Raw genomic sequence first — 23,413 nt, 5'->3', positions numbered from 1 at the left:
TGGTAGCTCCGCTTCGGGAGTGGCCAGAAATGAGGAACAGCATGAAATCGATCAGTGCAGTCGCAGAGCAAGCACAACAGACACCGTCCGTTCGGTGGGCGTTGGCCAGTCTTTCGCTGTCGATGCTGCTCTCCTCGCTGGGCACCAGTATCGCCAATGTCGGATTGCCGACCTTGGCCCAGGTGTTCAACGCTTCCTTTCAGGAAGTGCAGTGGATCGTCCTCGCCTACCTTCTCGCCATCACCACCCTGATCGTCAGCGTCGGTCGGCTCGGTGACATAACGGGCCGTCGGCGGCTGCTCTTGGCCGGCATCGGCGTGTTCACGCTGGCGTCGGCGCTGTGCGGCTTTGCGCCCACGCTCTGGCTGCTGATTGGCGCCCGGGCGCTGCAGGGACTCGGTGCGGCAATCATGATGGCGCTGACTATGGCCTTTGTCAGCGAGACGGTAGCGAAGGCAAAAACCGGCAGCGCCATGGGGTTGCTCGGGACGATGTCGGCAATAGGCACCGCGATGGGGCCGTCGCTCGGTGGCCTGCTGATTGGCGGGTTCGGCTGGCGGGCGATCTTCCTCATCACCGTACCGCTGGGCTTGCTGACGTGGGTGCTCGCACATCGCTATTTGCCCGCCGATCGCCAGAAACCCAAGACCGATCGTGCCGGCTTCGACCCGCTGGGCACACTGCTGCTGGCGTTGACACTCGCCGCTTATGCGCTGGCCATGACCCTTGGGCGAGGCAGTTTCAGCCCAATCAACATCGCCTTGCTGTTGGCGGCGGGCGTCGGCGTCAGCCTCTTTGTGTTCGCCGAGGCTCGCGTCACTTCACCGTTGATTCGACTGGCGATGTTCCATGATCCCGTGCTCAGTGGCAGCCTGGCCATGAGCCTGCTCGTCGCGACGGTGATGATGGCGACTCTCGTGGTCGGTCCCTTCTATCTCGCGCATGGACTCGGCCTCGATGCCGTTCTGGTGGGGCTGGTCTTGTCAGTCGGGCCGTGTGTCGCGGCACTGACGGGTGTGCCCGCAGGCCGTATTGCCGACCGCTTTGGCGCCCGACGCATGACCCTCGTCGGGCTCGCGGCAATGGCCATCGGATGCTTCACGCTATCAGCGCTGCCGGAGACATTCGGCATCGGTGGCTACCTCTTGCCCATGGTCGTGATAACTCTCGGCTATGCCCTGTTCCAGACAGCCAACAACACGGCGGTCATGGCGGATGTTCAGCCAGAGCAACGGGGCGTCATCTCCGGCATGCTCAACCTGTCGCGCAATCTGGGGCTCATCACCGGTGCGGCCGCCTTGGGCGCGGTGTTCACGCTCGCATCGGCCTCGGTCGACATTGCAACGGCGCGACCCGAAGCGGTTGCCAGCGGTCTGCGGATCACCTTCGCCGTGGCGCTGGTGCTGATCGCTGTCGCACTGGCCATCGCGCTGGGAAGCCGCGCGCTGGCAATGCGTCATAACCGCCGGTAACCCGACACGGCGTTTACTTTTCCAGCACTACCAGCGGCGTGTCTTTCTTCACAATGTACGTCGCCAGCTCCGACGCTTTGTTCGCGCCGATATTCTTCGCGACGTGCGCGGTGCCGGCGGGGATGTACAAGGAGTCGCCAGCCTTGAGCGTTACCGGTGGCCGACCCTCGAGCTGATACTCAAACGTGCCCTCAATCACGTAGGCCACTTCCACCCCGGGATGAGAATGCTTGGGGGACACCACACCCGGCTCGAAATCAACGCGGACCTGGATCACTTCACGCCCGGCGACGTCGAGATCCTGGCGCAGCAGATCGGTGCGGTGAAGACCCGCCTGCCAGCTTTTTACCGGAGGCGCCTCTTGAGCTTGAGCGAGGCCCGCGAAGGCAGTGAGTGCCGCGGCAACGGCGACGCCGAGCATGCCAGCGGAGATACGGTGATTGAGACGGGACATGGCATTTCTCCAATGAGTGCGCGGAAAGTTGCGCGCAGGTTGCCGCGGATGCGGTGGCTCTATTCAGAGGCCGCCGTGTATCGCGCAAGTGTCGAGAATGCCTTGGATTTGTATGCGAAGTTAGCTGCAGACGCGCAGGATACGTTCCGATACAAACGGACCCTGCGCACACGAAAAAGCCCGCACAAGGCGGGCTTCGAAATCGAGTAGGTGGCCGGTGCTGGTCTCCGGCTTACAAGGTTTATCAGGACTCCCACAGAACAGTTTTGTGCTGTCCTGCTTCACACGGCATAAGGGCTGGATCTCAGCGCGGAGATCTTTCTAACCGTGTACCCTTCGGAACGCGCCCCACGTTTCCTCGCCATCCGCTTGCGCATCAGTCTGCGTCTTCACCTACAACTTCAAGAGTAGTACAAAGTCCGAAGCGCAAGGTGGGCTTTTTTAGAACGATTTTGTCCTGTGGGAAGCGTGGCAGGATTGAAAGATGCTATCGCCAGTGATGCACCTCTGTGGGTCAAATGCCGAGCGCCAGCCGTTTACAGATCGGTGATTTCCTTATGGCGTGGCACCAGCGTCTTCATCACGCTCCACGCCACCAGATAGGCCACCGCACAGATGGCAAACATGATCATGTAGCCGGTATGAATATCGCCAATCAGTTTGTAATGGTCGATCACCCAACCGCCGGTCTTGGTCATCACTACGCCGCCCAAGCCGCCTGCCAAACCACCAATACCGACCACCGAAGCGATGGTTTTTTGCGGAAACATGTCAGACACGGTGGTGAAGATATTGCACGACCACGCCTGGTGCGCGGATGCGCCCACGCCGATCAACAGCACCGGTACCCAGAAACTGAGGTAACCCAATGGCTGCGCCAGTAACACCAGCAGCGGGAAGAAGGCGATCACCAGCATGGCTTTCATACGGCCGTCATACGGCGCGTCGCCGCGCGACATGAAATAGCTGGGGAACCAGCCGCCGCCGATGCTGCCCACCATGGTCATGCTGTACAACACAGCCAGCGGCAACACGATGGCTTGACCCTTCATGCCGTATTGCGCTGACAGATAGGTCGGCAGCCAGAACAGGAAGAACCACCACACGCCGTCGGTCATGAATTTGCCGAAGGCAAAGGCCCAGGTCTGGCGGTAGGTCAGCAACTTGAACCACGATACTTTTTTGGCAGCAGCACCTGAGTCTGTGCTGGTGAACGCCTGCGCGCCCTGATCGCTGCGGATGTAGGCCAGTTCCTGCACCGACAGGCGTTTTTGCTCTTCCGGTTTTTCGTACAGCGCAATCCATACGCCCAGCCAAACGAAGCCCAACATACCGACCACAATGAAAGCCGCTTCCCAGCCCCACAGGCCGGCGATCAGCGGCACGCAGATCGGCGCCAGGATCGCGCCCACATTGGCACCGGAGTTGAAAATACCGGTGGCAAAGGAACGTTCCTTCTTCGGAAAATATTCGGCGGTGGCCTTGATCGCGATCGGAAAGTTACCCGCTTCGCCTATCGCCAGCACGGCGCGCGACAGCATGAAGCCTGCGATCGAGACCGGGATGACGGCAATGCCGAGCGCGCTGGATATGGCGCCGATCCCCTCACCCATCGACACCGCAAAGGCGTGCATTATCGCGCCGGTCGACCAGATGCCGATGGCCCACACAAAGGCGGTCTTGGTGCCGATCCTGTCGACCACGCGGCCGGCGAACAGCATGGAAATCGCGTACACAAACTGAAAAACGGAAGCGATGTTGGCGTAATCGGTATTGCTCCAGCCAAATTGCGTCGACAGATCCGGCGCCAACAGACTGAGCACCTGGCGGTCCAGGTAATTGATGGTGGTGGCAAAAAACAACAGCGCGCAGATAGTCCAGCGATATTTGCCGACGGCCTGGCCAACGCGTTGCGGGTTGATGGACTCGTTCAGATTCATAGCATCACTTTATTGTTGGATTAGGCTCGAAAATGGGTAATCAATGCTCAGCGACCGGAGTTAACCGTATAGCAAGTGCTATCAGGGGTTTGGCGAAACAGCCGTATGTAACGCGCAAGACTGCGGGGATGGGCAAGCAGTCAAGGTCGAGCCATAAGAAGGGGCATTCAGGGAGGCGCGCAGGCGGGTTGAATTCATGATGGGGCAATACTCTTTTTTATTTTTAGGGTTTAATCATCGACAATTGTCCGTCGTCGTACAACTGCACCTTTTATATCGAGTTCACTCCTAGGCTGTCAATCTGAAAAATAGCCGCACGTCTCAACAATGACTGCCTCTTAAGGGCATTAAGCGCAGGGTATGGACGATTGGGTGATTGGGCATTGTTATACGTTATACGACAACGCCTTTCACAAGCTCATGACGAGAGACATCGATAGCGGTCATCTCGTCAGGGTTTCGCAGGGCCGCTTATTCAGCCGATTGGGTGCGAGGGGCTGCTCGTGTCGAGGTGTTCTCGCGTCGATCAGCTGAGAGGCTGAATCTCCTCCCTCTTCTTCTTTTGCACCGACCTGCTCTTTCTTCATGGTGGTTATAGCCTTGTTCATGTGGGTGTCCAGAGCCGGGCTTATAGTGTTCTTTGGCTGTTACCGACGTCTTTCGCCGTTTCGATACCCCAATCCAAGGCGGCCTCCATGTCCAGCAAATGTGGTTTTGGATCGTGATCCTCAAAAATGGCCGTGCCGTCCGGCCGGTACACACCGATGAACATCCCCAGCGAGCCGTCCTTCAATATCTCGGTTTTGACCTCGATCTTGCATCCGTTCGACAGCGTTTCCTTGTGGTGAATATGGCGTTCAGTCATTGCTGCATTCCTCTCGTCGTTGAAGTCCGAGTAGCGCATTTACCTATGGGCCATGTTAGCTCAGTGCGGTCCACGAGAAGGCCTGCCAGGACCGCGGCGTAATGCCACCTATACTGGAAGCCACCGCCCCCACCGGGGTCAGCACGCCCAAAAATAAAAAGCAGAGGTGGAACATGGTCTGGCAGCAAATCTACGATCCGTTCGGCAACCCGATACTTTCAACCCTCATGGCAGCAGTACCGGTCGTGGTGATGCTGGCAGCCCTGGCGTTTTTCCATATCAAGGCGCATCTGGCGGCATTGATGGCCCTGGCCTCGGCACTAGTGATCGCGATTTTCGCTTTCGGCATGCCGGCGAACATGGCCGGCTCGGCCGCCCTTTACGGCGCCGCCAACGGTTTGCTGCCCATTGGCTGGATTGTGCTCAACATCATTTTCCTGCATCGGCTGACCACCGAGAACGGCTCGTTCAAGGTGCTGCAGGACTCCCTGGCGCGCATCACCGACGATCGACGCCTGCAATTGCTGCTGATTGCTTTCTGCTTCGGTGCTTTCTTCGAAGGGGCTGCCGGATTCGGCACGCCGGTGGCGGTGACCGGGGCGATTCTGATCGGGCTGGGCTTCTCGCCTCTGGCCGCGTCTGGCCTGGCGTTGATCGCCAACACCGCACCCGTGGCGTTCGGCGCGCTGGGCACGCCGATCATCACCCTGGCCAAGGTGACCGGGCTGGATGAAATGGAGCTGTCGATGATGGTCGGCCGGCAACTGCCGTTCTTCTCGGTGATCGTGCCGTTCTGGTTGATCTGGGCCTTCGCCGGATGGCGCAAGATGCTGGAAATCTGGCCGGCAATTCTGGTGACCGGGGTCAGTTTTGCCGTGCCACAGTTCGTGGTGTCCAACTACCACGGGCCGATGCTGGTGGACGTGATCGCCGCGCTGATCTCCATGGCCTGTCTGACCGGTTTCCTCAGGGTCTGGAAGCCGGCCATGGTGCATACCTCCGCCGCACTGTCCGGGCGAGTCGACAACTCCAAAATAGCCGAAGAGCATGACGAAAAACCCGTCGCCAGTGCGGCCTTTGCCACCGATGCCAAGCCTGCTGTGATGCGCGCGTGGTTGCCGTGGATCATCCTCACCGTGTTCGTGTTCGCCTGGGGCACCCAGGGTTTCAAAAACATGTTCGATACCCGCCCGGCGATTGATCCGGCCACCAACTCGGCCAAGCTCGACCCTCAGGGCAAACCGATGCGCGAAGCGAACCCGATCTTCGCCCCGGTGCTGACGTTCACCACGATCCACCAGCAGATCGAAAAGGTCCCGCCTGTAGTGCCCGCGCCTAAAACCGAGGAAGCGGTCTACAAGTTCACCTGGCTCACCAGCACCGGGAGCGGCATCCTGCTGGCGGCGATTCTCGGCGGGCTGCTGATGGGCTATTCCATCCCGCAACTGATCCACCAGTACCTGCGAACGATCTGGGTCGTGCGTTACTCGCTGATCACCATCGTCGCGATGCTCGCCCTGGGTTTCCTCACCCGCTATTCAGGCCTGGACGCCACCATGGGCCTGGCCTTCGCCGCGACGGGCATCTTCTACCCCATGTTCGGCACCCTGCTCGGCTGGCTCGGCGTGGCCTTGACCGGCTCGGATACGGCGTCCAACGTGCTGTTCGGCGGCTTGCAACGGGTGACCGCCGAGCAGTTGGGGATCAGCCCGGTGTTGATGGCTGCTGCCAACAGTTCCGGCGGGGTCATGGGCAAGATGGTCGACGCTCAGTCGATCGTGGTGGCGTCCACCGCCACCCGCTGGTACGGGCATGAGGGGGAAATCCTGCGTTATGTGTTTTTCCACTCGATCATCCTGGCCATTCTGGTCGGTGGTTTGGTGACATTGCAGGCGTATGTGGCGCCGTTCAGTCATATGGTGGTCGGCGGGAATTGATTGACGTAGCCCGGGTTCACCGCCCGGGCCTTACGCCCACCCCTCAAGTCGCAGCGTGGCCCGAACCAGACGTTGTTCCTCGCTTTCGATTTCCTTGAGGTTTTCGCAGATGCTCTGGATGTGCGCGATGGCCGCCTTGCGTGCCTGTTCCGGCATACGGCCGGTGACCGCGTTGTAGAGCCGCGCATGATGACGGTCGATCTGACGTTTTTGCGGCTCGCGGTGGTAGAGGTTGTTGACCGAGGCAAACACCGTATTCAGCAGCAAGTCCGTCAGCGAGCGCAAGGTCTGCACCAGCACCGGGTTGTGCGAGGCCTCGCAAATCGCCAGATGAAACGCATGATCGAGCCGGGCGTGTTCGGAAGCCTCCAGCGAACGGGTGTGGGCGTCGAGCAACGCCTCGTAGCTGCGGGTGATGAGGACAAAGTCGGCGTCGGTTCCGCGCAACGCCGCCAGGCGTGCGGACTCGCCTTCGAGCAGGCTGCGGACCTCGAATAAATCGTAGAGCGTGCGTGGCTGTGAGCTGAACAAGTGCATCAGCGGCGACGCCGCACCGTGACCCGAAAGGTCGGCTACAAATGAACCTTTGCCCTGCTCTGTCTTGATAATCCCGCGAGCGCGCAACAGCTTCAGGCCCTCGCGAAGTGCCGTGCGGGAAACGCCGAGTTTTTCGGTCAGACGACGCTCCGACGGCAACAGTTGCCCGGTCTTGAGTACCCCGTCCACGATCAGCCGTTCTATGCGTTCACAGACCACGTCTGCGACTTGCGGATTACGGCTCGTTTCTGCCCTTTCCATCGACTCTCCAACTGGTATGACCAGCCTCACTGCCAAAACCAAAAATGCTAAAACACAAACATAACCTTATGTTTTAAAAACGTTTTTCTAAACGAATAAAAAACCATCGAATAAAAAACTGGTTCGACCAGCCAAACAACACATAGACAGTAGAACGCCTCAGGCCAATGATGCAAGTCAGTGGTAAACGGACACAGACCTCCTATAAAAACAACTGAGGGTCGTCAACCGACTATGAACATTCTCTACGATGAACGCGTCGACGGCGTCCTGCCTGACGTCGACAAAACCGCCCTGCTGCAAGCCCTGCACACGCAGTGGCCGGATCTGGAAGTCCTGTATCAACAGGAAGAGCTCAAACCGTACGAATGCGACGGACTTTCTGCTTACCGCACCACGCCCATGCTGGTAGTGCTGCCGCGCCACATCGATGAGGTACAAGGCGTGCTTCGGCTCTGCCATGAGCGGCATGTCGCGGTGGTCGCCCGCGGTGCCGGCACCGGTTTGTCCGGGGGTGCATTGCCGCTGGAAAAAGGCGTGCTGCTGGTGATGGCGCGCTTCAATAGTATTCTGCACATCGACCCCGCCGCCCGCACGGCTCGGGTTCAGCCGGGCGTGCGCAACCTGGCGATTTCCCAGGCCGCTGCGCCGTTTGGCTTGTACTACGCGCCGGACCCCTCCTCCCAGATCGCCTGCTCTATCGGTGGCAACGTGGCCGAAAACGCCGGTGGCGTGCATTGCCTGAAGTACGGGCTGACCGTGCACAACCTGCTCAAGGTTGACATCCTGACTGTCGACGGCGAACACCTGAGCCTGGGTTCGCAGGCGCTCGACTCTCCGGGCTTCGATCTGCTGGCGTTGTTCACCGGTTCCGAAGGCATGCTCGGTGTCATTACCGAGGTTACGGTCAAACTGCTGCCCAAACCCCAGACCGCCAAAGTGCTGCTGGCGGCGTTCGATTCCGTCGAGAAGGCCGGTCGCGCGGTGGGTGACATTATTGCCGCCGGCATCATCCCCGGCGGCCTGGAAATGATGGACAACCTGGCCATTCGCGCCGCCGAAGACTTCATCCACGCTGGCTATCCGGTCGACGCCGAAGCCATCCTGCTGTGTGAACTCGATGGCGTTGAAGCCGACGTTCATGATGACTGCGATCGCGTGCGCCAAGTGCTGGAACAGGCCGGCGCCACCGAAGTTCGCCAGGCTCGCGATGAAGCCGAACGCGTGCGTTTCTGGGCCGGACGCAAGAATGCCTTTCCGGCGGTGGGCCGTCTCTCACCGGATTATTACTGCATGGACGGGACGATTCCGCGCCGCGAGCTGCCCGGAGTGCTGCAGGCGATTGCCGCGTTGTCCGCCGAGTACGACCTGCGGGTGGCCAACGTTTTCCACGCCGGTGACGGCAACATGCACCCACTGATTCTGTTCGATGCCAATCAACCGGGCGAACTCGATCGCGCCGAAGCCCTGGGCGGCAAGATCCTCGAATTGTGCGTGAAGGTCGGCGGCAGCATTACCGGTGAACACGGCGTGGGTCGGGAGAAAATCAATCAGATGTGTGCGCAGTTCAATAGCGATGAGCTGACCGTGTTCCATGCCGTCAAAGCCGCCTTCGATCCGAGTGGTTTGCTCAATCCTGGGAAAAACATTCCGACGCTGCACCGCTGTGCCGAGTTTGGCGCCATGCACGTTCATTTGGGTCAGATGCCTTTCCCTGATCTGGAGCGTTTCTGATGCGCAGTGAACACGATATCGACGACAGCGGCGCGCTGCTCGAGCAGGTCAACCAGGCGCTGCAAAACGCCACGCCGTTGCGTATTCAAGGCGCCAACAGCAAGGCGTTTCTTGGGCGCATCGTGGCGGGTGAAGTCCTCGACACGCGCAGCCACCGAGGCATCGTCAGCTACGACCCGACCGAGCTGGTGATCACCGCCCGCTGCGGCACGCCGTTGACGGAGCTTGCTGAGGTGTTGGATGCAGCGCAACAGATGCTGCCTTGCGAACCGCCCTCCTTCGGCGACGGCGCCACGGTCGGCGGCATGATCGCCAGCGGGTTGTCGGGACCACGACGTCCCTGGTCGGGCTCCGTTCGGGACTTCGTCCTCGGGACACGGGTCATCACCGGTCATGGCAAGCATTTACGCTTCGGTGGCGAAGTCATGAAAAACGTTGCCGGCTACGATCTGTCGCGGTTGATGGCCGGCAGCTACGGCTCGCTTGGCGTGGTGACCGAAGTCTCGCTCAAGGTGCTACCCAAGCCACGTCAAGCCTTAAGCATCAGTCTGGAAATGGCCAGTGATCGCGCCTTGCTTCGCCTCGCAGAATGGGGGCAACAACCGCTGCCGATCAGCGCCGCGTGCCACGATGGGCAGCGCCTGCACTTGCGGCTTGAGGGTGGCGAAGGCTCGGTGGCTGCGGCTCATGAGCGACTGGGCGGCGAGTTGCTGGACTCCTCGTATTGGGCTGATCTCAACGAGCATCGATTGAGCTTTTTCGATGAGGACCAGGCACTTTGGCGCCTGTCCGTTCCTCACAACACGCCTCGACTTTCCCTGCCTGGCCGTCAGCTGATCGATTGGGGCGGTGCACAGCGCTGGCTCAAAACCGACGCAGAGGCAACGTTCATTCGCTCGATCGTGGAAGAAGTCGGCGGGCATGTGACCTGCTACAGCCATGGCCTGATCGACAGCCCGTTCCAACCGTTGCCTGCCGCACTGATGCGCTACCACCGGAACTTGAAGCAACAACTCGATCCCCGGGGAATCTTCAACCCAGGACGCCTGTACGCGGAGCTTTGACCCATGCAGACCACCTTGAGCGAACACGCACGCCAACTGCCCCGCGCCGAAGAAGCCGAAAGCATCCTGCGCACGTGCGTGCACTGCGGTTTCTGCAATGCCACGTGCCCGACCTATCAATTGCTGGGCGATGAACTGGATGGACCGCGGGGCCGCATCTACCTGATCAAGCAGGTTCTGGAAGGCAACGAAGTCACGCAGAAGACCCAACAGCACCTGGATCGCTGCCTGTCGTGTCGTAACTGCGAAACCACCTGCCCTTCCGGCGTCGACTACCACAACTTGCTGGACATCGGCCGGGCCGTGGTCGATGCGGCGGTGCCGCGCCCACTCGGTCAGCGGTTGTTGCGCGAGGGACTGCGCAGCGTCGTCCCCAATCCTGCGCTGTTCAAAGGGTTGGTCAGCAGCGGCCAGGTGTTCCGGGCGTTGTTGCCCAACACCTTGAAAATAAAGTTACCCCGCCGCGTCTATCCGGCCAAGCCGCGCCCGACCACTCGCCACGCCCGGCAGGTGCTGATGCTCGAAGGCTGTGTGCAACCGAGTCTGTCGCCCAATACCAACGCGGCCGCCGCCCGAGTACTGGATCGACTGGGGATCAGCGTCACCGCGACCCACGAAGCCGGATGCTGCGGTGCCGTGGATTATCACCTCGACGCTCAGGCGGCCGGCCTTGATCGCGCCCGCCGCAATATCGATGCGTGGTGGCCGAGCATTGAAAAAGGTGCCGAGGCCATCGTGCAAACCGCCAGCGGTTGCGGCGCTTTCATCAAAGACTACGGTCACCTGCTCAGCACCGATCCGGTCTATGCCGAAAAGGCTAGAACGGTCAGTGCGCTCGCCAAGGATCTGATTGAAGTGCTGCGCGACGAACCGCTGGAACAGCTCGGCATCCATGGCGACCAACGCCTGGCGTTTCATTGCCCCTGCACATTGCAGCACGCGCAGAAACTGGGTGGCGCGGTTGAAGCGATTCTGACGAGTTTGGGTTTCAACCTCACGTCGGTCCCCGACGATCACCTGTGCTGCGGCTCGGCGGGCACCTATTCGCTGACCCAACCCGAACTGTCCCGGCAACTGCGCGACAACAAGCTCAATGCGCTGGAAAGCGGACATCCCGAAGTCATTGTCACGGCCAATATCGGCTGTCAGTCCCACCTCGACGGTGCGGGCCGAACCCCTGTCAGGCACTGGATCGAACTGGTCGAAGCCGCCTTGCCATAACCGAGCACTGGAGAATTGCCATGAAAAGCAAAGCCGTACTGAGCCAGACCGAAGTCAGCCAAATCCTCGCGGCTGCACGCACCGAAGCGCAGAACAATCAATGGGCCGTAACCATCGTGATTGTCGATGACGGCGGCCATCCCCTGGCCCTCGAACGCCTCGACGGTTGCGCTCCGATTGGCGCCTACATCGCCACCGAAAAGGCCCGCACCTCGGCCCTCGGTCGGCGCGAATCCAAAGGCTATGAAGAGATGGTCAATGGCGGCCGCCACGCCTTTTTGTCGGCGCCATTGCTGACCTCGCTTGAAGGTGGCGTGCCGATCATCGTCGATGGCCAGGTGGTCGGCGCGGTCGGGGTATCCGGTGTGAAAGCCGAGCAGGACGCACAAGTCGCCAAAGCCGGCGCGCAATGCCTGAACTGAGCCGAACTGATTTGAGCTGTGCGCTGAAATAGTCGGGCCGTGTGATAACGGCCCAACGTTCGTTCTCGATCACTGCCCTTCAGCAAGTTCCGTCTTCGGTGTCCGCAGAGCGCGCCAGGCAATTAAAATCGCCATGAGTGCCAAACCGAACGTCACCCACGAAACCAAATTAATTCCACCCTCAAATGCACTTCCCGCCTGCGTCATCAGCGTACGTGCTTGATCTCCCGACAACTGCACCGCCACATGATTAGCACCGGATAGCGTCTCACTCGCCAGCATCGTCTGCACCTCGCTCAAAAAACCCGGAAGTTGCAATGCACCGCGATAGTAGGCAGTGACGAGACCACCGAGCACTGTCGTCCCCAAAACCACACCCACCTCATAGGCTGTTTCACTAATGGCCGACGCCGCACCCGCCTTTTCCGGCGGTGCGGCGGATAAAATCACGTCGTTGGATACCGTCGCGATCGCGCCCACGCCAATGTTCAGCAAGGCAAAAGCCACCACCAGAACGAACAGGCTGCTGCCGATGCTGGCGACCAACAAAAACGCCGCCCCAACAAACGCCATCAGAATCGGCACCAGCACATGCACCTGTACTCGACGCGCCACAGGCACGACTGCCATTCCCACTACGATTGCCATGATCTGACCAGGTACTAACGCCAAGCTAGCCCTCAAGGGCGACATCTGAAGGACGATCTGTAAGAACTGAGTGGTGAAGAATACAAAGCCGACGAGAAACGCGAGGCTCATCAGATTAATCATCACCGAGCCGCTAAAGGTGCCACTTCGGAACAGACTCAGATCCATCAGCGGCACAGGCAGACGTAACTGCCGACGCACAAACATCCACCCAGCAACCATGCCGATTACAAATGCTGTCAGTGCCAACCCGTCAACACCATTACTAGCGCTGTGTTTAATGCCGTAAACGATGGCACTGAGGGCAACCATCGATTGCAGGATACTGAGCGGATCCAATGGTCCTGAACAGTCTTGCTCGGACTCGGGCAACAACACCGGTCCCAATACCAATAACGGCACCAATACGGGTATCGCCAACAGGAAAATCGCCTCCCAGCTGAAAAATTCCAGCAAAACCCCACCGACCAAAGGACCGAGTGCCGATCCTACCGTCAGCGTTGTTGCCCAGATCGCGACAGCTACTCTCCGTTCCTCTCGATCCACAAATACCGAACGTATCAATGCCAACGTTGAGGGCATCAGCATTGCACCGAAAATCCCCATGCAAGCTCGCCCGGCAATCAGTTGTGTAGCCGTATCGGAATAGGCGGTCAGCACCGACACAATGACAAAACCCAAAGACCCAGCCAATAACAACTTACGATGACCGACTCGATCGCCCAAACTGCCCATCGACACCAGCAATCCCGCCAATACCAGCGAATAGGCATCGATCATCCATAACTGCTGACTAGCGCTCGGACGCAGGGCCTCGGCAATCTTTGGTAACGCGAATCCAAGGACCGTATTGTCTACTGTCACCAGTAGTACTGGCAGCATCAGCACGCTTAGGGCTGACCATCGTTTTGATTTTGCTCTTTGTTGCGCTGTCTCACTTATTAACACCATTGCTCCAAGCTCCTTATTACCTCAAAAAAATCACGGGACATTTTTCAATGCTTCCGTGAAACGAACCCTGCGCACTTCCATGGCGAGGGTTTAAGAATGCAACTTGCAACGTAAGAAAAATTAACTTTTCTCGCGGGAAAGCAGAACACTTCTATAGTTTCGTTACATTACAACTCAATCGACTATTTGTTTCATATTGTTTGATGGCACTGATGGGCTGAAAGCCCTTTTCCGTCTGCCCCACCCCAAAAGCAAGCGCCCCAAACAATCTTGGGCGTTTGCTTGAGTCACCCTCTCCGCGTTTTCACCCAGTCTTCGAGGCCTCTTATTTTTGTGAACGGCTACGCTCGATAGGTATCGCTCACGCTGTCCAACCGACAGAGCAATCGACCCGCCCAAGAGGAAGCGCACAGATGACCCGTCTCACTGCGAAAGACTTTGCCCCGGAACTGCTCGAACTGTACGACTACTACGCCCACGGCAAGATCAACCGGCGAGAGTTTCTGGATCGAGCGGCGCTGTTCACCCTAGGTGGTTTGACGGCCAGCGCGCTCCTCGCCGCCCTGAGTCCGAATTATGCGCTCGCCGAGCAGATTGAATTTACCGACCCGGACATTGTTGCCGAATACATCACCTATCCATCGCCCAAGGGCAACGGGCAGGTCCGTGGTTATCTGGTGCGCCCGGCGAAAGCCACCGGCAAAGTGCCGGCCGTGGTGGTCGTGCATGAAAACCGCGGGCTCAACCCTTACATCGAAGATGTCGCGCGGCGTGTGGCCAAGGCAGGATTCATCGCCCTCGCGCCCGATGGCCTGACGTCGGTGGGCGGCTATCCTGGCAACGATGACAAAGGCCGGGAGCTGCAGGCGACCGTCGACCCTGAAAAGCTCATGAACGACTTTTTCGCCGCCATCGAGTGGTTGATGAAGCATGACGCGACCACCGGAAAAGTCGGGATCACCGGGTTCTGCTACGGCGGTGGCGTCGTCAATGCCGCAGCCGTGGCCTATCCGGAACTGGGGGCTGGCGTGTCCTTTTATGGCCGACAGCCAGACGCCAAAGATGTGGCCAGAATCAAGGCGCCGGTGATGCTTCACTACGGTGAACTGGATACGCGCATCAACGAAGGCTGGCCCGCCTATGAGAAGGCATTGAAAGCCGCGGGCAAGACGTATGAAGCCTACATCTACCCCGGCGCCAACCATGGTTTCCATAACGACTCCACGCCTCGATACGATGACGCCGCGGCCAGGCTGGCCTGGGACCGGACGCTGGGGTGGTTTCGGCGGTATCTCGTTTAATGGTGTAGCTGAAGTCTGCTTTGACTCTGTTGCCAGATTCCGCATGAATGGAGGTTTTCGAAAAGCTGACGAGTCAGGTGCTCAAACGCGGCTCCATAGGCCCTCGTTCATGTCTCAATCACATCGTCCGCCCAACTGATGGCCGCAACGACGGTCGGGAAACCGATCGTGCTCGTCAGTGAGATCAGCGCGTGACGGATCTGCTCTGGCGTAGCGCCCGCTTCCAGTGCCCGTCGGGTATGACTGTGCACCGCGCCCTCAGAGCGAATGGCCGCCGCAGCACCGAGCTGGATCATCTGGACAACGATCTCCTCCAGTGGGCCGGTGTGACGCACCGCCGTACCCAGGGCCTCCACTGCGGCCAAGTAATCCGGGTACTGCTGTTCGAGACGTTGGTAGGTGTTGTGCTCTCTCTTCTTTGCCATCTTTGTGTCCTCGCGTGGGAGGTGCGAACAGAATCATCAGCCTTCGATTTCCGAAACTTGCACTCTGCGGCAGTAGGCTACGCTTACATCAGCTCATTGCTCACGATGCTCGCGTCTGCAGGTTTTGGTTTGTTCTGGAGAGCGTCTGCAACAGCTATTTCAGACAGGCCCAAACAATTCACGCAGGACTGACGTGATGACCGAGCCCTTCCTCAGCTTAGCCGAACTCAAACGTGCCGCCGTCTCCGGCGAGATCGATACTGTTCTTGTCTGCATGGTCGACATGCAAGGCCGACTGGTCGGCAAGCGATTCCAGGTCGAGTTTTTCATCGACAGCGGCCACGAAGAAACCCACTGCTGCAATTACCTGCTGGCCGACGACATCGACATGGAGCCGGTGCCAGGTTACGCCGCGGCCAGCTGGAGCAAAGGCTATGGCGACTTTGTGCTCAAGCCCGACATGGCCACGTTGCGACGGGTGCCCTGGCTTGAATGCACGGCGCTGGTGCTCTGCGATGTGCTCGATCATCACCATCGGCGCGACCTGCCACACAGCCCGCGGGCGATCCTGAAAAAGCAGATCGAGCGACTGCGCGAGCGCGGCTACACCGGCATGTTTGCCTCGGAACTGGAGTTCTACCTGTTCGACGAAAGCTACGAGGCCATCCACGAGCGCAACTACCACAAGCCGAAGACGGCCGGTCACTACATCGAGGACTACAACATCCTGCAGACCACCCGCGAGGAACCGGTGCTGCGGGCGATTCGCAAACATCTGCAGGCCTGCGGCATTCCCGTGGAAAATTCCAAGGGTGAGTGGGGCCCGGGCCAGGAAGAAATCAATATCCGCTATGCCGATGCCCTGACCATGGCCGACCACCACGTCATCATCAAGCACGCCTGCAAAGAGATCGCGCAACTGCAGGGCAAGGCGATCACGTTCATGGCCAAGTGGCGTTATGACGCCGCCGGTTCCAGCAGCCACATCCACAATTCGCTGTGGGACAAGAGCGCCAAAAAGCCGCTGTTCTTCGACCCCAAGGCGGAGTTTGGCATGTCGAAATTGATGCGCTCCTGGGTGGCCGGGCAGCTCAAATATGCCAACGACATCACCTGTTTTCTCGCGCCCTACATCAATTCATACAAGCGCTTTCAGGCCGGCACCTTTGCACCGACCCGGGCGGTGTGGAGTCGGGACAATCGCACCGCAGGCTTTCGTTTGTGCGCAGAAGGCAGCAAAGCCATCCGCATTGAATGTCGCATCGGCGGCGCCGACCTCAATCCTTATCTGGCCTTCGCCGCCTTGATCGCTGCGGGACTGGCCGGTATCGACGAGAAGCTCACCCTCGCGCCGCCCTTTGAGGGCGATGCCTACCTCGACGAGCATTTGCCTGAAGTCTCGAAGACGCTGCGCGAAGCCAGCGCCTCGCTCCAGGCCTCAACGATGTTACGCGAGGCGTTTGGTGATGAAGTGATCGACCACTACGTGCACACCGCCGAATGGGAGCAGAAAGAGTACGACCGGCGGATCACCGACTGGGAACTGCAGCGCGGCTTCGAGCGCTATTGAGACCTCCATGACCTCGACCATTCAACTCATCTCACCGGTCGATGGCCGGGTCTACGCCGAACGCCGCTGCGCCGATGCTGCGCAGATTGACCAGGCGCTGGCGGCTGCCGAAGCTGCCCAGGCGCAATGGAAACGTCGGCCGCTGAGCGAACGCGCCGCCTTTTGCAGCGCCGCGGTGGACGCGATGCTGGCCATGAAGGCCGATATCGTGCCGGAACTGGCCTGGCAGATGGGCCGCCCGGTGCGCTTTGGCGCTGGCGAACTGCGCGGCTTCGAAGAACGTGCCCGCCATATGATCGCCATTGCGCCTGAAGCGTTGGCAGCGCTTGAACCCACCCCCGTCGCCGGTTTTCGACGCTGTATCAAACGCGAGCCGCTGGGTACGGTATTGGTCGTCGCGCCTTGGAACTACCCCTACCTGACGGCAGTGAATACGATCATCCCGGCGCTGATGGCCGGCAACAGCGTCATCCTCAAACACGCTTCGCAAACGCTGCTGGTCGGTGAACGGTTCGCCGAGGCGTTTCGCCGTGCCAATCTGCCCGAAGGATTGTTCCAAAACCTGCTGCTGAGTCATCTCCATACCGCGGTGATCATTGCCTCTGGACGGGTGCAGCAGGTGAACTTCACCGGCTCGGTCGAAGCCGGCAAGACCATGGAACACGCTGCTGTCGGAGGTTTCCTCGGCGTGGGCCTGGAGCTCGGTGGCAAAGACCCGGCCTACGTCCGCGCAGACGCCAACCTCGAACATGCGGTAGAAAATCTGGTGGATGGCAGCTTCTTCAATTCCGGGCAAAGTTGTTGCGCGGTCGAGCGCATTTATGTCGATGAAAAAATTTACCCCGCCTTTGTCGAACGCTTCGTCGCGCTGGCTCGCCAATACGTGCTGGGTAATCCGCTGGACGAAGCCACCACACTGGGTCCTCTGGTCACACCGACCGCCGCTGATTTCGTTCGTGGTCAGATCGCCGAAGCACTGACACAGGGCGCTCGGGCACTGATCGATCCAAAGGATTTTCCTGCCGATGCGCCGGGCAGCGCCTACCTCGCGCCGCAAGTATTAGTCGACGTCACCCATCAAATGTCGGTGATGCGCGAGGAAAGCTTCGGTCCGGTGGTCGGCATCATGCCGGTGGCCTGCGACGACGAAGCCATCGCCCTGATGAACGACAGTGAGTTCGGGCTCAGCGCTTCCATCTGGACGCAAGACCTTGTCGCCGCGGAACGCCTGGGCAACGAGATCGACACCGGCACCGTGTTCATGAACCGCTGCGATTACCTCGACCCGGCCCTGGCCTGGACCGGGGTGAAGAACAGCGGGCGCGGCGTCACGCTGTCGCGCCTGGGCTATGACAACCTGACCCGAGCGAAATCCTTCCATTTGCGCCACGAGATCTGAGCCATGAGCCTGACCGCGAACTGGAACTACCCCACCAGCATCCGCTTCGGTGTCGGCCGCATTGCCGAGCTCGCCGAAATCTGCCGCAGCCAAGGGATCCAGCGCCCGTTGCTGGTCACCGACAGTGGCCTGGCGCGTGCACCGATCACCACCTCAGCGCTGGACGCCTTGCGCGCCGCCGGCCTTGGCGTCGCGCTGTTCTGCGACCTTAAACCCAACCCGGTCGAAGCCAATCTGGCAGGCGGACTTGAGGCCTGGCGCGCCGGCAAACACGATGGCGTGGTCGCCTTCGGCGGTGGCAGCGGCCTGGACATGGGCAAGCTCATCGCCTTCATGAGCGGCCAGACCCGCCCGGTCTGGGACTTCGAAGACATCGGCGACTACTGGACACGCGCCGACGAAAGCAGCATCGCTCCAATCATTGCGGTGCCGACCACGGCGGGTACCGGCTCGGAAGTGGGCCGTGCGGCGGTGATCATCGATGAGCGTACGCACACCAAACGCATCATCTTCCACCCGAAAATGATGCCGCGCGTGGTCATCAGCGACCCGGCCCTCACCGTCGGCATGCCGGCAAAGGTCACCGCGGGCACCGGCATGGATGCGTTCGCGCATTGTCTGGAATCGTATTGTTCCCCGGGTTTTCATCCCATGGCCGAAGGCATTGCGGTGGAAGGCATGCGCCTGGTCGCCAATGCCCTGGTGCGAGCCGTACACACACCCTCGGACCTTGAGGCGCGAGCGCACATGCTCGCGGCTGCCGCGATGGGCGCTACCGCCTTTCAGAAAGGTCTGGGCGGGATGCACGCCCTCTCACATCCGGTGGGTGCCCTGTACGACACCCATCACGGCATGACCAATGCCACGTTCATGCCCTATGTGCTGAAATTCAATCGCCCGGCCATCGAGGAACGCATCACCCGCCTCGCGGCTTATTTGCGTCTGCCCTCTCCCGGCTTCGACAGTTTTCTGGCCTTCGTCCTCAAGTTGCGCAAGGACATCGGCGTGCCCCATACGCTGTTTGAGCTGGGGGTGGATGACCAGCAGGCCGACCTGATAGCAGACATGGCGATTGTCGACCCTTGCGCCGGTGGCAACCCGCTGCCATTGACCCGAAATGGCGCGGCAGAAATTTTCGACGCGGCGTACCACGGCCGTCTCTGAAGCAGTCGTCTGTCCATGGTCAAGTTGTGAACACGCAGCATGGACAGGGTTTATCGGTAAAAAAAGGAGCAGTACGACAAGGGGTTGAAAGCCAGCCCATCCGGTCACGTACAACCCGGATGGATGCGTATCAAAACCTAAGGGGCACACAACATGAAGCCAGCAAGCCAGCCCGGCACGAGCGCGCCGCAAGACGATGACGTCAAGGTGCTGCACAGCATGGGCTATGCCCAGCAGCTCTCGCGACGGATGGGCGTTTTCTCCAACTTTGCCATTTCCTTTTCGATCATCTGCATTCTCTCGGGTGGTATCAATTCACTCGCCCAGGGCACCTCGGGTGCGGGCGGTGCGTCAATCGGCATCGGCTGGCCGATCGGTTGCCTGATCTCCGGGGTTTTCGCCATGGCCATGGCGCAGATTTCCTCGGCCTACCCCACGGCCGGCGGCCTCTATCATTGGGGTTCGATTCTCGGTAACCGCTTTACCGGCTGGCTGACCGCGTGGTTCAACCTACTGGGGTTAGTCACCGTGCTCGGTGCGATCAACGTCGGTACCTATTACTTCTTTTTCGGTGCCTTCGGACCGGCCCTTGGGATGGAAGACACCACTACGACCAGGGTGATTTTTCTGGCCATCCTGACCGGCCTCCAGGCCTTGTGTAACCACCTGGGTATCGGCCTGACGGCAAAGCTCACCGACTTCTCGGGCTATCTGATTTTCGCCACGGCGCTCGCGCTGACCATCGTTTGCCTGATATCGGCGCCCAGTTATGAGTTCGCCCGGTTATGGACTTTCAGCAACTATTCCGGCGAAGCAGGCGGCAGCGTCTGGCCACAGGTCTCGAACGGCTGGATTTTCATGCTCGGCCTGCTGTTGCCGATCTACACCATCACCGGCTATGACGCCTCCGCGCACACCTCGGAAGAGACCCGCAATGCGGCCATGTCAGTGCCACGTGGCATGGTCATGTCGGTGGTCTGGTCGTTGCTGTTCGGCTGGGTCATGCTCAGCTCGTTTGTGCTGATGCTGCCGAGCATGGACGAGGCGGCCAAGCATGGTTGGACCGTGTTTTTCTGGGCGATGGACACTCAGGTGAACCCGACAGTAAAAACGGCGCTGTACGTGGCGATTTTCATCTCGCAGTTTCTCTGCGGGTTGGCGACTGTGACCTCGGTCTCACGCATGATCTTCGCGTTCTCCCGTGACGGCGGCCTGCCCTTCTCCAAAGCACTGGCCTCGGTCTCGCCGACCCGTCGCAGCCCGGTGGCGGCGATCTGGACGGGTGCCACGCTCGCGGTGTTGTTCGTTTGGGGATCCTCCGTGATATCGATCGGTGAAACGCCGGTCTATACCATCGTGGTGTCCTGCACGGTGATCTTCCTGTTCTTTTCCTTCGTCATCCCCATCGTGCTGGGCCTGTTTACCTACGGGACTTCGAAGTGGCCGACCATGGGGCCGTGGAACATGGGGCGCTTCTGGTACTCGGTGTTCGCCCTCCTCTCGATCCTCTCGATGGTGATCATTTTCGTCATCGGCATCCAGCCACCGAACGATTGGGCGTTGTACATCACCATCGGCTTCCTGGTGCTGACGGCCATCGTCTGGTTCGGTTTTGAAGCCCGCCGCTTCCAGGGGCCGCCGATTGGCGACGTGATCGTCAAGCGTCAGGCTGAAATTGCGGCGGCTGAAGAGGCATTGAATAAACGCGCTGGAAGCTGATCCACAGTCAGCTAATAGATAGAACGAACGATGAGTAACCTGTGGCGAGGGTACTTGCTCCCTCGCCAGTTGTTCGCCAAGAAACTGCGCGAAAAACGTACCCATTGGGGCTGGACTTAAATGTTTTCAGGGAATGTAGCGGGACGAACCAAGGAAAGACTTTTCTTCGGACGAAAAAAATGGACCTCTTTTCAGAGATCCATTTTTCAATACTTGGAGCGGGAAACGAGACTCGCATCTGGTGTCCGACCCCTTGAAATCTAAAGGGTTTCTTTTCTTACCGAAGCAGGAAAAAACTCAATTCTGGACTTGTTTTTGGGGTGTATCAAGGGCTAAAAAGGAACTATTCCAAGATACGCTATTGGGTTCTCTTCCCACTTGGCAATGAACAGCGTGGCAACACCGTTGCCGATGAAATATCGCCCTCGGCAAAGGCGCCCAACACGGTACTGGTCACGATATGAGTGAGGAACCCCACCACACTCTGTTCGTGCGCCAGCTTGCTGTAGCTGTCGACGGCATGGACGTCGAGGGTCGCCGGGTTGATGTGCATGCCTGAGCCGGGGTGCATCAGGTTGACCCCGATCAGCCCGACCATCAACGCCAGGGTGGTCAGCAATTCGAAGTACAGCAACGACTTGAAGCCAACCCGGCCGATTCGCTTGAGACTCTGCATGCTGGCAATGCCACTGACCACGGTGCAGAAGATGATCGATGCAATCAGCATCTTGATCAGCTTGATGAACGTGTCGCCCAAAGGCTTCATTTCTTCGCCGAGGCTGGGGTAGAAATGGCCAAAGATAATGCCCAACACAATCACTAGCAGCACCTGCACATACAGATGACGGAACATGCGGCGCAGTCGTGAATGAATGCAAAACGACCTGATTGGATGTTCCTCGAATCGATTAGCCCAGCGTGTTCAGGCACACCACCTTGGGTTGGGTCATTTCCTCATAGGCGAAGCGCACCCCTTCCCGGCCCAGGCTGCCGTACTTGGAACCGCCAAACGGCATCGCATCGAAGCGGTAATCGGAGGAGTCGTTGATCATCACACCACCGGCTTCGATTCTTCGTGCGGCGCTCATGGCCGTTGCCAGATCATTGGTGAAGATCCCTGCATGCAGGCTGTATTCGGGCTCGTTGGCCAATGCGATGGCCTCATCGAAGGTTTCGAAAAGCTGCAAAACCACCACCGGCGCGAAGACTTCGGCGCGCCACAGCCGACTGCAATGATCGACGTTTTCCAATACCGTAGCGGCGTAGCACGAGCCTTGGCGCCGATGGCCGCAGAGCAATGTGGCGCCCTCTTGCAACGCGTCGTTCACCACCTGCTCGGCATTCTGCGCGGCTTGCGGGGTAATCATCGGGCCGATATCAGTGTCGGCACGCATAGGGTCGCCGTTCACAAGCGCCTTGGCCTGGCTGACAAAACGCTCACGGAACGCTTCATAAATCGACGCCTGAATCAGCAAACGCTGAGTGCCTATGCAGTTCTGCCCCGCTGCCCAGAAGGCCCCTGACAAGCAACTCTCGACGGCGGCCTCAAGGTCGCAGTCGCCCATTACGATAACCGGCGCATTGCCGCCCAAGTCCATGGCGAGTTTCTTCAGGCCGGCCGTGCGTGCAATCTGCTCCCCGGTGACGAAGCCACCAGTAAAGGAAATCATCCGCACCTCACGTGAGGCGACTAAGGCCTTGCCCAGTTCCGCCCCCCCGGTGGCAACCGTGACCACCGATTCGGGCAACCCAGCCATGACCAGATACGACACCAATTTGATGGCCGACAACGGCGCCAGCTCAGACGGTTTGAGAATCACCGCGTTGCCGCCGGCAATGGCGGGACCGAGCTTGTGCGCCACCAGATTCAGCGGATCGTTGTACGGGGTAATCGCGACGATCAGGCCCAGGGGTTCGCGAGAAAACCAGCCCTGGCGCGACTCAGAGCCCTCATAGGCGTCGAAAGGCACCACTTCCCCGGCATTACGCCTGGCCTCTTCGGCAGAAAGCTTGAGGGTGTTGACGCAGCGTTTGACTTCTTTTTCTGCCTGCTTAAGGGTCTTCCCAGCTTCGTCGACGATCAGCCGGGCAAACGCCACGGCATCGCGTTCGATGTTCAATGCAGCTTGCTCGAGAATGCGTGCCCGACGATGACGCGGTAACTCGGCGCAAGCTCGCGCACCGCTGCGCCCGGTCTCCAGCAACTGCGGCACTTGCGACGCACAGACATCCGCGACGGTCCCGATGACGGTGCCGTCAAATGGGTTAAAGACTTCGATTTGCGGCTCCACAACGGCCAGGGCCAGACGTGATAGGTTCACAGGCTTTC

19 protein-coding genes are annotated in these 23,413 nt (G+C 59.4%); 11 read left to right on the top strand and 8 right to left on the bottom strand.

The features are described 5' to 3' along the window. The first annotated feature begins 41 nt into the window (after positions 1-41). Positions 42-1,472, top strand: a complete 1,431-nt coding sequence (locus ACYZT7_RS14160) for an MFS transporter (protein ID WP_462041499.1) — start codon at positions 42-44, stop codon at positions 1,470-1,472. 13 nt (positions 1,473-1,485) lie between these two features. On the opposite strand, the gene ACYZT7_RS14155 is transcribed toward ACYZT7_RS14160, so the two are convergent. The 3 genes from ACYZT7_RS14155 to ACYZT7_RS14145 all read right to left on the bottom strand — a co-directional run bounded on the left by ACYZT7_RS14155 (position 1,486) and on the right by ACYZT7_RS14145 (position 4,731). Next, positions 1,486-1,926 carry a cupin domain-containing protein gene (locus tag ACYZT7_RS14155; protein ID WP_462041498.1) on the bottom strand — a complete coding sequence of 147 codons (441 nt, stop codon included), beginning with the start codon at positions 1,924-1,926 and terminating at the stop codon, positions 1,486-1,488. A gap of 536 nt (positions 1,927-2,462) precedes the next feature. Beyond that, positions 2,463-3,866 carry an MFS transporter gene (locus ACYZT7_RS14150; RefSeq protein WP_462041497.1) on the bottom strand — a complete coding sequence of 468 codons (1,404 nt, stop codon included), beginning with the start codon at positions 3,864-3,866 and terminating at the stop codon, positions 2,463-2,465. Between the two features lie 628 nt (positions 3,867-4,494). Beyond that, positions 4,495-4,731: a hypothetical protein gene (locus ACYZT7_RS14145; protein WP_462041496.1), complete on the bottom strand. Its 237-nt coding sequence runs from the start codon at positions 4,729-4,731 to the stop codon at positions 4,495-4,497. A 173-nt stretch (positions 4,732-4,904) separates the two neighbouring features. Here ACYZT7_RS14145 and ACYZT7_RS14140 point away from each other — a divergent pair, with 173 nt between their 5' ends. Continuing rightward, a complete protein-coding gene (locus tag ACYZT7_RS14140; protein ID WP_462041791.1) occupies positions 4,905-6,668 on the top strand; it encodes an L-lactate permease in 1,764 nt (587 codons plus the stop codon). Positions 6,669-6,698: 30 nt separating this feature from the next. Here ACYZT7_RS14140 and glcC read toward each other — a convergent pair whose 3' ends face one another. After that, the gene (gene glcC, locus ACYZT7_RS14135) at positions 6,699-7,466 is read right to left on the bottom strand and encodes a transcriptional regulator GlcC (protein ID WP_462041495.1); all 768 of its coding nucleotides are present in this window, start codon (positions 7,464-7,466) and stop codon (positions 6,699-6,701) included. Positions 7,467-7,700: 234 nt separating this feature from the next. Here glcC and glcD point away from each other — a divergent pair, with 234 nt between their 5' ends. From glcD to ACYZT7_RS14115, 4 genes are read left to right on the top strand one after another with little or no spacing between them, the layout of a single operon-like run. After that, positions 7,701-9,200, top strand: a complete 1,500-nt coding sequence (gene glcD, locus ACYZT7_RS14130; protein ID WP_462041494.1) for a glycolate oxidase subunit GlcD — start codon at positions 7,701-7,703, stop codon at positions 9,198-9,200. Next, positions 9,200-10,264 carry a glycolate oxidase subunit GlcE gene (glcE, locus tag ACYZT7_RS14125; RefSeq protein WP_462041493.1) on the top strand — a complete coding sequence of 355 codons (1,065 nt, stop codon included), beginning with the start codon at positions 9,200-9,202 and terminating at the stop codon, positions 10,262-10,264. Before glcD ends, glcE begins: the two co-directional genes overlap by 1 nt. A 3-nt stretch (positions 10,265-10,267) precedes the next feature. After that, positions 10,268-11,485: a glycolate oxidase subunit GlcF gene (gene glcF, locus ACYZT7_RS14120; protein ID WP_462041492.1), complete on the top strand. Its 1,218-nt coding sequence runs from the start codon at positions 10,268-10,270 to the stop codon at positions 11,483-11,485. 20 nt (positions 11,486-11,505) lie between these two features. Beyond that, entirely contained in the window at positions 11,506-11,907 is a 402-nt protein-coding gene (locus ACYZT7_RS14115) for a heme-binding protein (RefSeq protein WP_462041491.1), read from the top strand. A 69-nt stretch (positions 11,908-11,976) separates the two neighbouring features. Here the strand turns inward: ACYZT7_RS14115 and ACYZT7_RS14110 are convergent, their stop codons facing one another. Next, positions 11,977-13,506 (bottom strand): MFS transporter, encoded by a 1,530-nt coding sequence (locus ACYZT7_RS14110; RefSeq protein ID WP_462041490.1) that lies wholly within the window; start codon positions 13,504-13,506, stop codon positions 11,977-11,979. Between the two features lie 413 nt (positions 13,507-13,919). Between ACYZT7_RS14110 and yghX the strand changes: the two genes are divergently transcribed. Beyond that, positions 13,920-14,807 (top strand): YghX family hydrolase, encoded by an 888-nt coding sequence (gene yghX, locus ACYZT7_RS14105; RefSeq protein WP_462041489.1) that lies wholly within the window; start codon positions 13,920-13,922, stop codon positions 14,805-14,807. Between the two features lie 107 nt (positions 14,808-14,914). Here yghX and ACYZT7_RS14100 read toward each other — a convergent pair whose 3' ends face one another. Then, positions 14,915-15,232, bottom strand: coding sequence for a carboxymuconolactone decarboxylase family protein (locus ACYZT7_RS14100; RefSeq protein ID WP_462041488.1), 318 nt, complete (start codon positions 15,230-15,232; stop codon positions 14,915-14,917). A gap of 196 nt (positions 15,233-15,428) precedes the next feature. Between ACYZT7_RS14100 and ACYZT7_RS14095 the strand changes: the two genes are divergently transcribed. From ACYZT7_RS14095 to ACYZT7_RS14080, 4 genes are all read left to right on the top strand, one after another. Beyond that, positions 15,429-16,802 (top strand): glutamine synthetase family protein, encoded by a 1,374-nt coding sequence (locus tag ACYZT7_RS14095; RefSeq protein WP_462041487.1) that lies wholly within the window; start codon positions 15,429-15,431, stop codon positions 16,800-16,802. A 7-nt stretch (positions 16,803-16,809) separates the two neighbouring features. Continuing rightward, positions 16,810-18,201, top strand: coding sequence for an aldehyde dehydrogenase family protein (locus tag ACYZT7_RS14090; protein WP_462041486.1), 1,392 nt, complete (start codon positions 16,810-16,812; stop codon positions 18,199-18,201). Positions 18,202-18,204: 3 nt separating this feature from the next. Further along, the gene (locus tag ACYZT7_RS14085) at positions 18,205-19,365 is read left to right on the top strand and encodes an iron-containing alcohol dehydrogenase (protein WP_462041485.1); all 1,161 of its coding nucleotides are present in this window, start codon (positions 18,205-18,207) and stop codon (positions 19,363-19,365) included. Positions 19,366-19,518: 153 nt separating this feature from the next. Next, entirely contained in the window at positions 19,519-21,084 is a 1,566-nt protein-coding gene (locus ACYZT7_RS14080) for an amino acid permease (RefSeq protein ID WP_462041484.1), read from the top strand. Between the two features lie 358 nt (positions 21,085-21,442). Here the strand turns inward: ACYZT7_RS14080 and ACYZT7_RS14075 are convergent, their stop codons facing one another. Together ACYZT7_RS14075 and ACYZT7_RS14070 are read right to left on the bottom strand one after the other, a co-directional pair. Further along, positions 21,443-21,937: a cation:dicarboxylate symporter family transporter gene (locus ACYZT7_RS14075; protein WP_462041483.1), complete on the bottom strand. Its 495-nt coding sequence runs from the start codon at positions 21,935-21,937 to the stop codon at positions 21,443-21,445. Positions 21,938-21,992: 55 nt separating this feature from the next. Beyond that, a complete protein-coding gene (locus ACYZT7_RS14070) occupies positions 21,993-23,405 on the bottom strand; it encodes an aldehyde dehydrogenase family protein (RefSeq protein WP_462041482.1) in 1,413 nt (470 codons plus the stop codon). Positions 23,406-23,413 lie beyond the last annotated feature (8 nt).

It is taken from the genome of Pseudomonas sp. RT4P38 (genome assembly GCF_054897765.1).
This window is presented reverse-complemented; position numbering and strand designations above follow the sequence as displayed.

Excerpts from the sequence above, each read along its gene's own strand:
- ACYZT7_RS14160 (WP_462041499.1), top strand. The coding sequence starts at position 42 with ATGAAATCGATCAGTGCAGTCGCAGAGCAAGCACAACAGACACCGTCC.
- ACYZT7_RS14155 (WP_462041498.1), bottom strand. The coding sequence starts at position 1,926 with ATGTCCCGTCTCAATCACCGTATCTCCGCTGGCATGCTCGGCGTCGCC.
- ACYZT7_RS14150 (WP_462041497.1), bottom strand. The coding sequence starts at position 3,866 with ATGAATCTGAACGAGTCCATCAACCCGCAACGCGTTGGCCAGGCCGTC.
- ACYZT7_RS14145 (WP_462041496.1), bottom strand. The coding sequence starts at position 4,731 with ATGACTGAACGCCATATTCACCACAAGGAAACGCTGTCGAACGGATGC.
- ACYZT7_RS14140 (WP_462041791.1), top strand. The coding sequence starts at position 4,905 with ATGGTCTGGCAGCAAATCTACGATCCGTTCGGCAACCCGATACTTTCA.
- glcC (WP_462041495.1), bottom strand. The coding sequence starts at position 7,466 with ATGGAAAGGGCAGAAACGAGCCGTAATCCGCAAGTCGCAGACGTGGTC.
- glcD (WP_462041494.1), top strand. The coding sequence starts at position 7,701 with ATGAACATTCTCTACGATGAACGCGTCGACGGCGTCCTGCCTGACGTC.
- glcE (WP_462041493.1), top strand. The coding sequence starts at position 9,200 with ATGCGCAGTGAACACGATATCGACGACAGCGGCGCGCTGCTCGAGCAG.
- glcF (WP_462041492.1), top strand. The coding sequence starts at position 10,268 with ATGCAGACCACCTTGAGCGAACACGCACGCCAACTGCCCCGCGCCGAA.
- ACYZT7_RS14115 (WP_462041491.1), top strand. The coding sequence starts at position 11,506 with ATGAAAAGCAAAGCCGTACTGAGCCAGACCGAAGTCAGCCAAATCCTC.
- ACYZT7_RS14110 (WP_462041490.1), bottom strand. The coding sequence starts at position 13,506 with ATGGTGTTAATAAGTGAGACAGCGCAACAAAGAGCAAAATCAAAACGA.
- yghX (WP_462041489.1), top strand. The coding sequence starts at position 13,920 with ATGACCCGTCTCACTGCGAAAGACTTTGCCCCGGAACTGCTCGAACTG.
- ACYZT7_RS14100 (WP_462041488.1), bottom strand. The coding sequence starts at position 15,232 with ATGGCAAAGAAGAGAGAGCACAACACCTACCAACGTCTCGAACAGCAG.
- ACYZT7_RS14095 (WP_462041487.1), top strand. The coding sequence starts at position 15,429 with ATGACCGAGCCCTTCCTCAGCTTAGCCGAACTCAAACGTGCCGCCGTC.
- ACYZT7_RS14090 (WP_462041486.1), top strand. The coding sequence starts at position 16,810 with ATGACCTCGACCATTCAACTCATCTCACCGGTCGATGGCCGGGTCTAC.
- ACYZT7_RS14085 (WP_462041485.1), top strand. The coding sequence starts at position 18,205 with ATGAGCCTGACCGCGAACTGGAACTACCCCACCAGCATCCGCTTCGGT.
- ACYZT7_RS14080 (WP_462041484.1), top strand. The coding sequence starts at position 19,519 with ATGAAGCCAGCAAGCCAGCCCGGCACGAGCGCGCCGCAAGACGATGAC.
- ACYZT7_RS14075 (WP_462041483.1), bottom strand. The coding sequence starts at position 21,937 with ATGTTCCGTCATCTGTATGTGCAGGTGCTGCTAGTGATTGTGTTGGGC.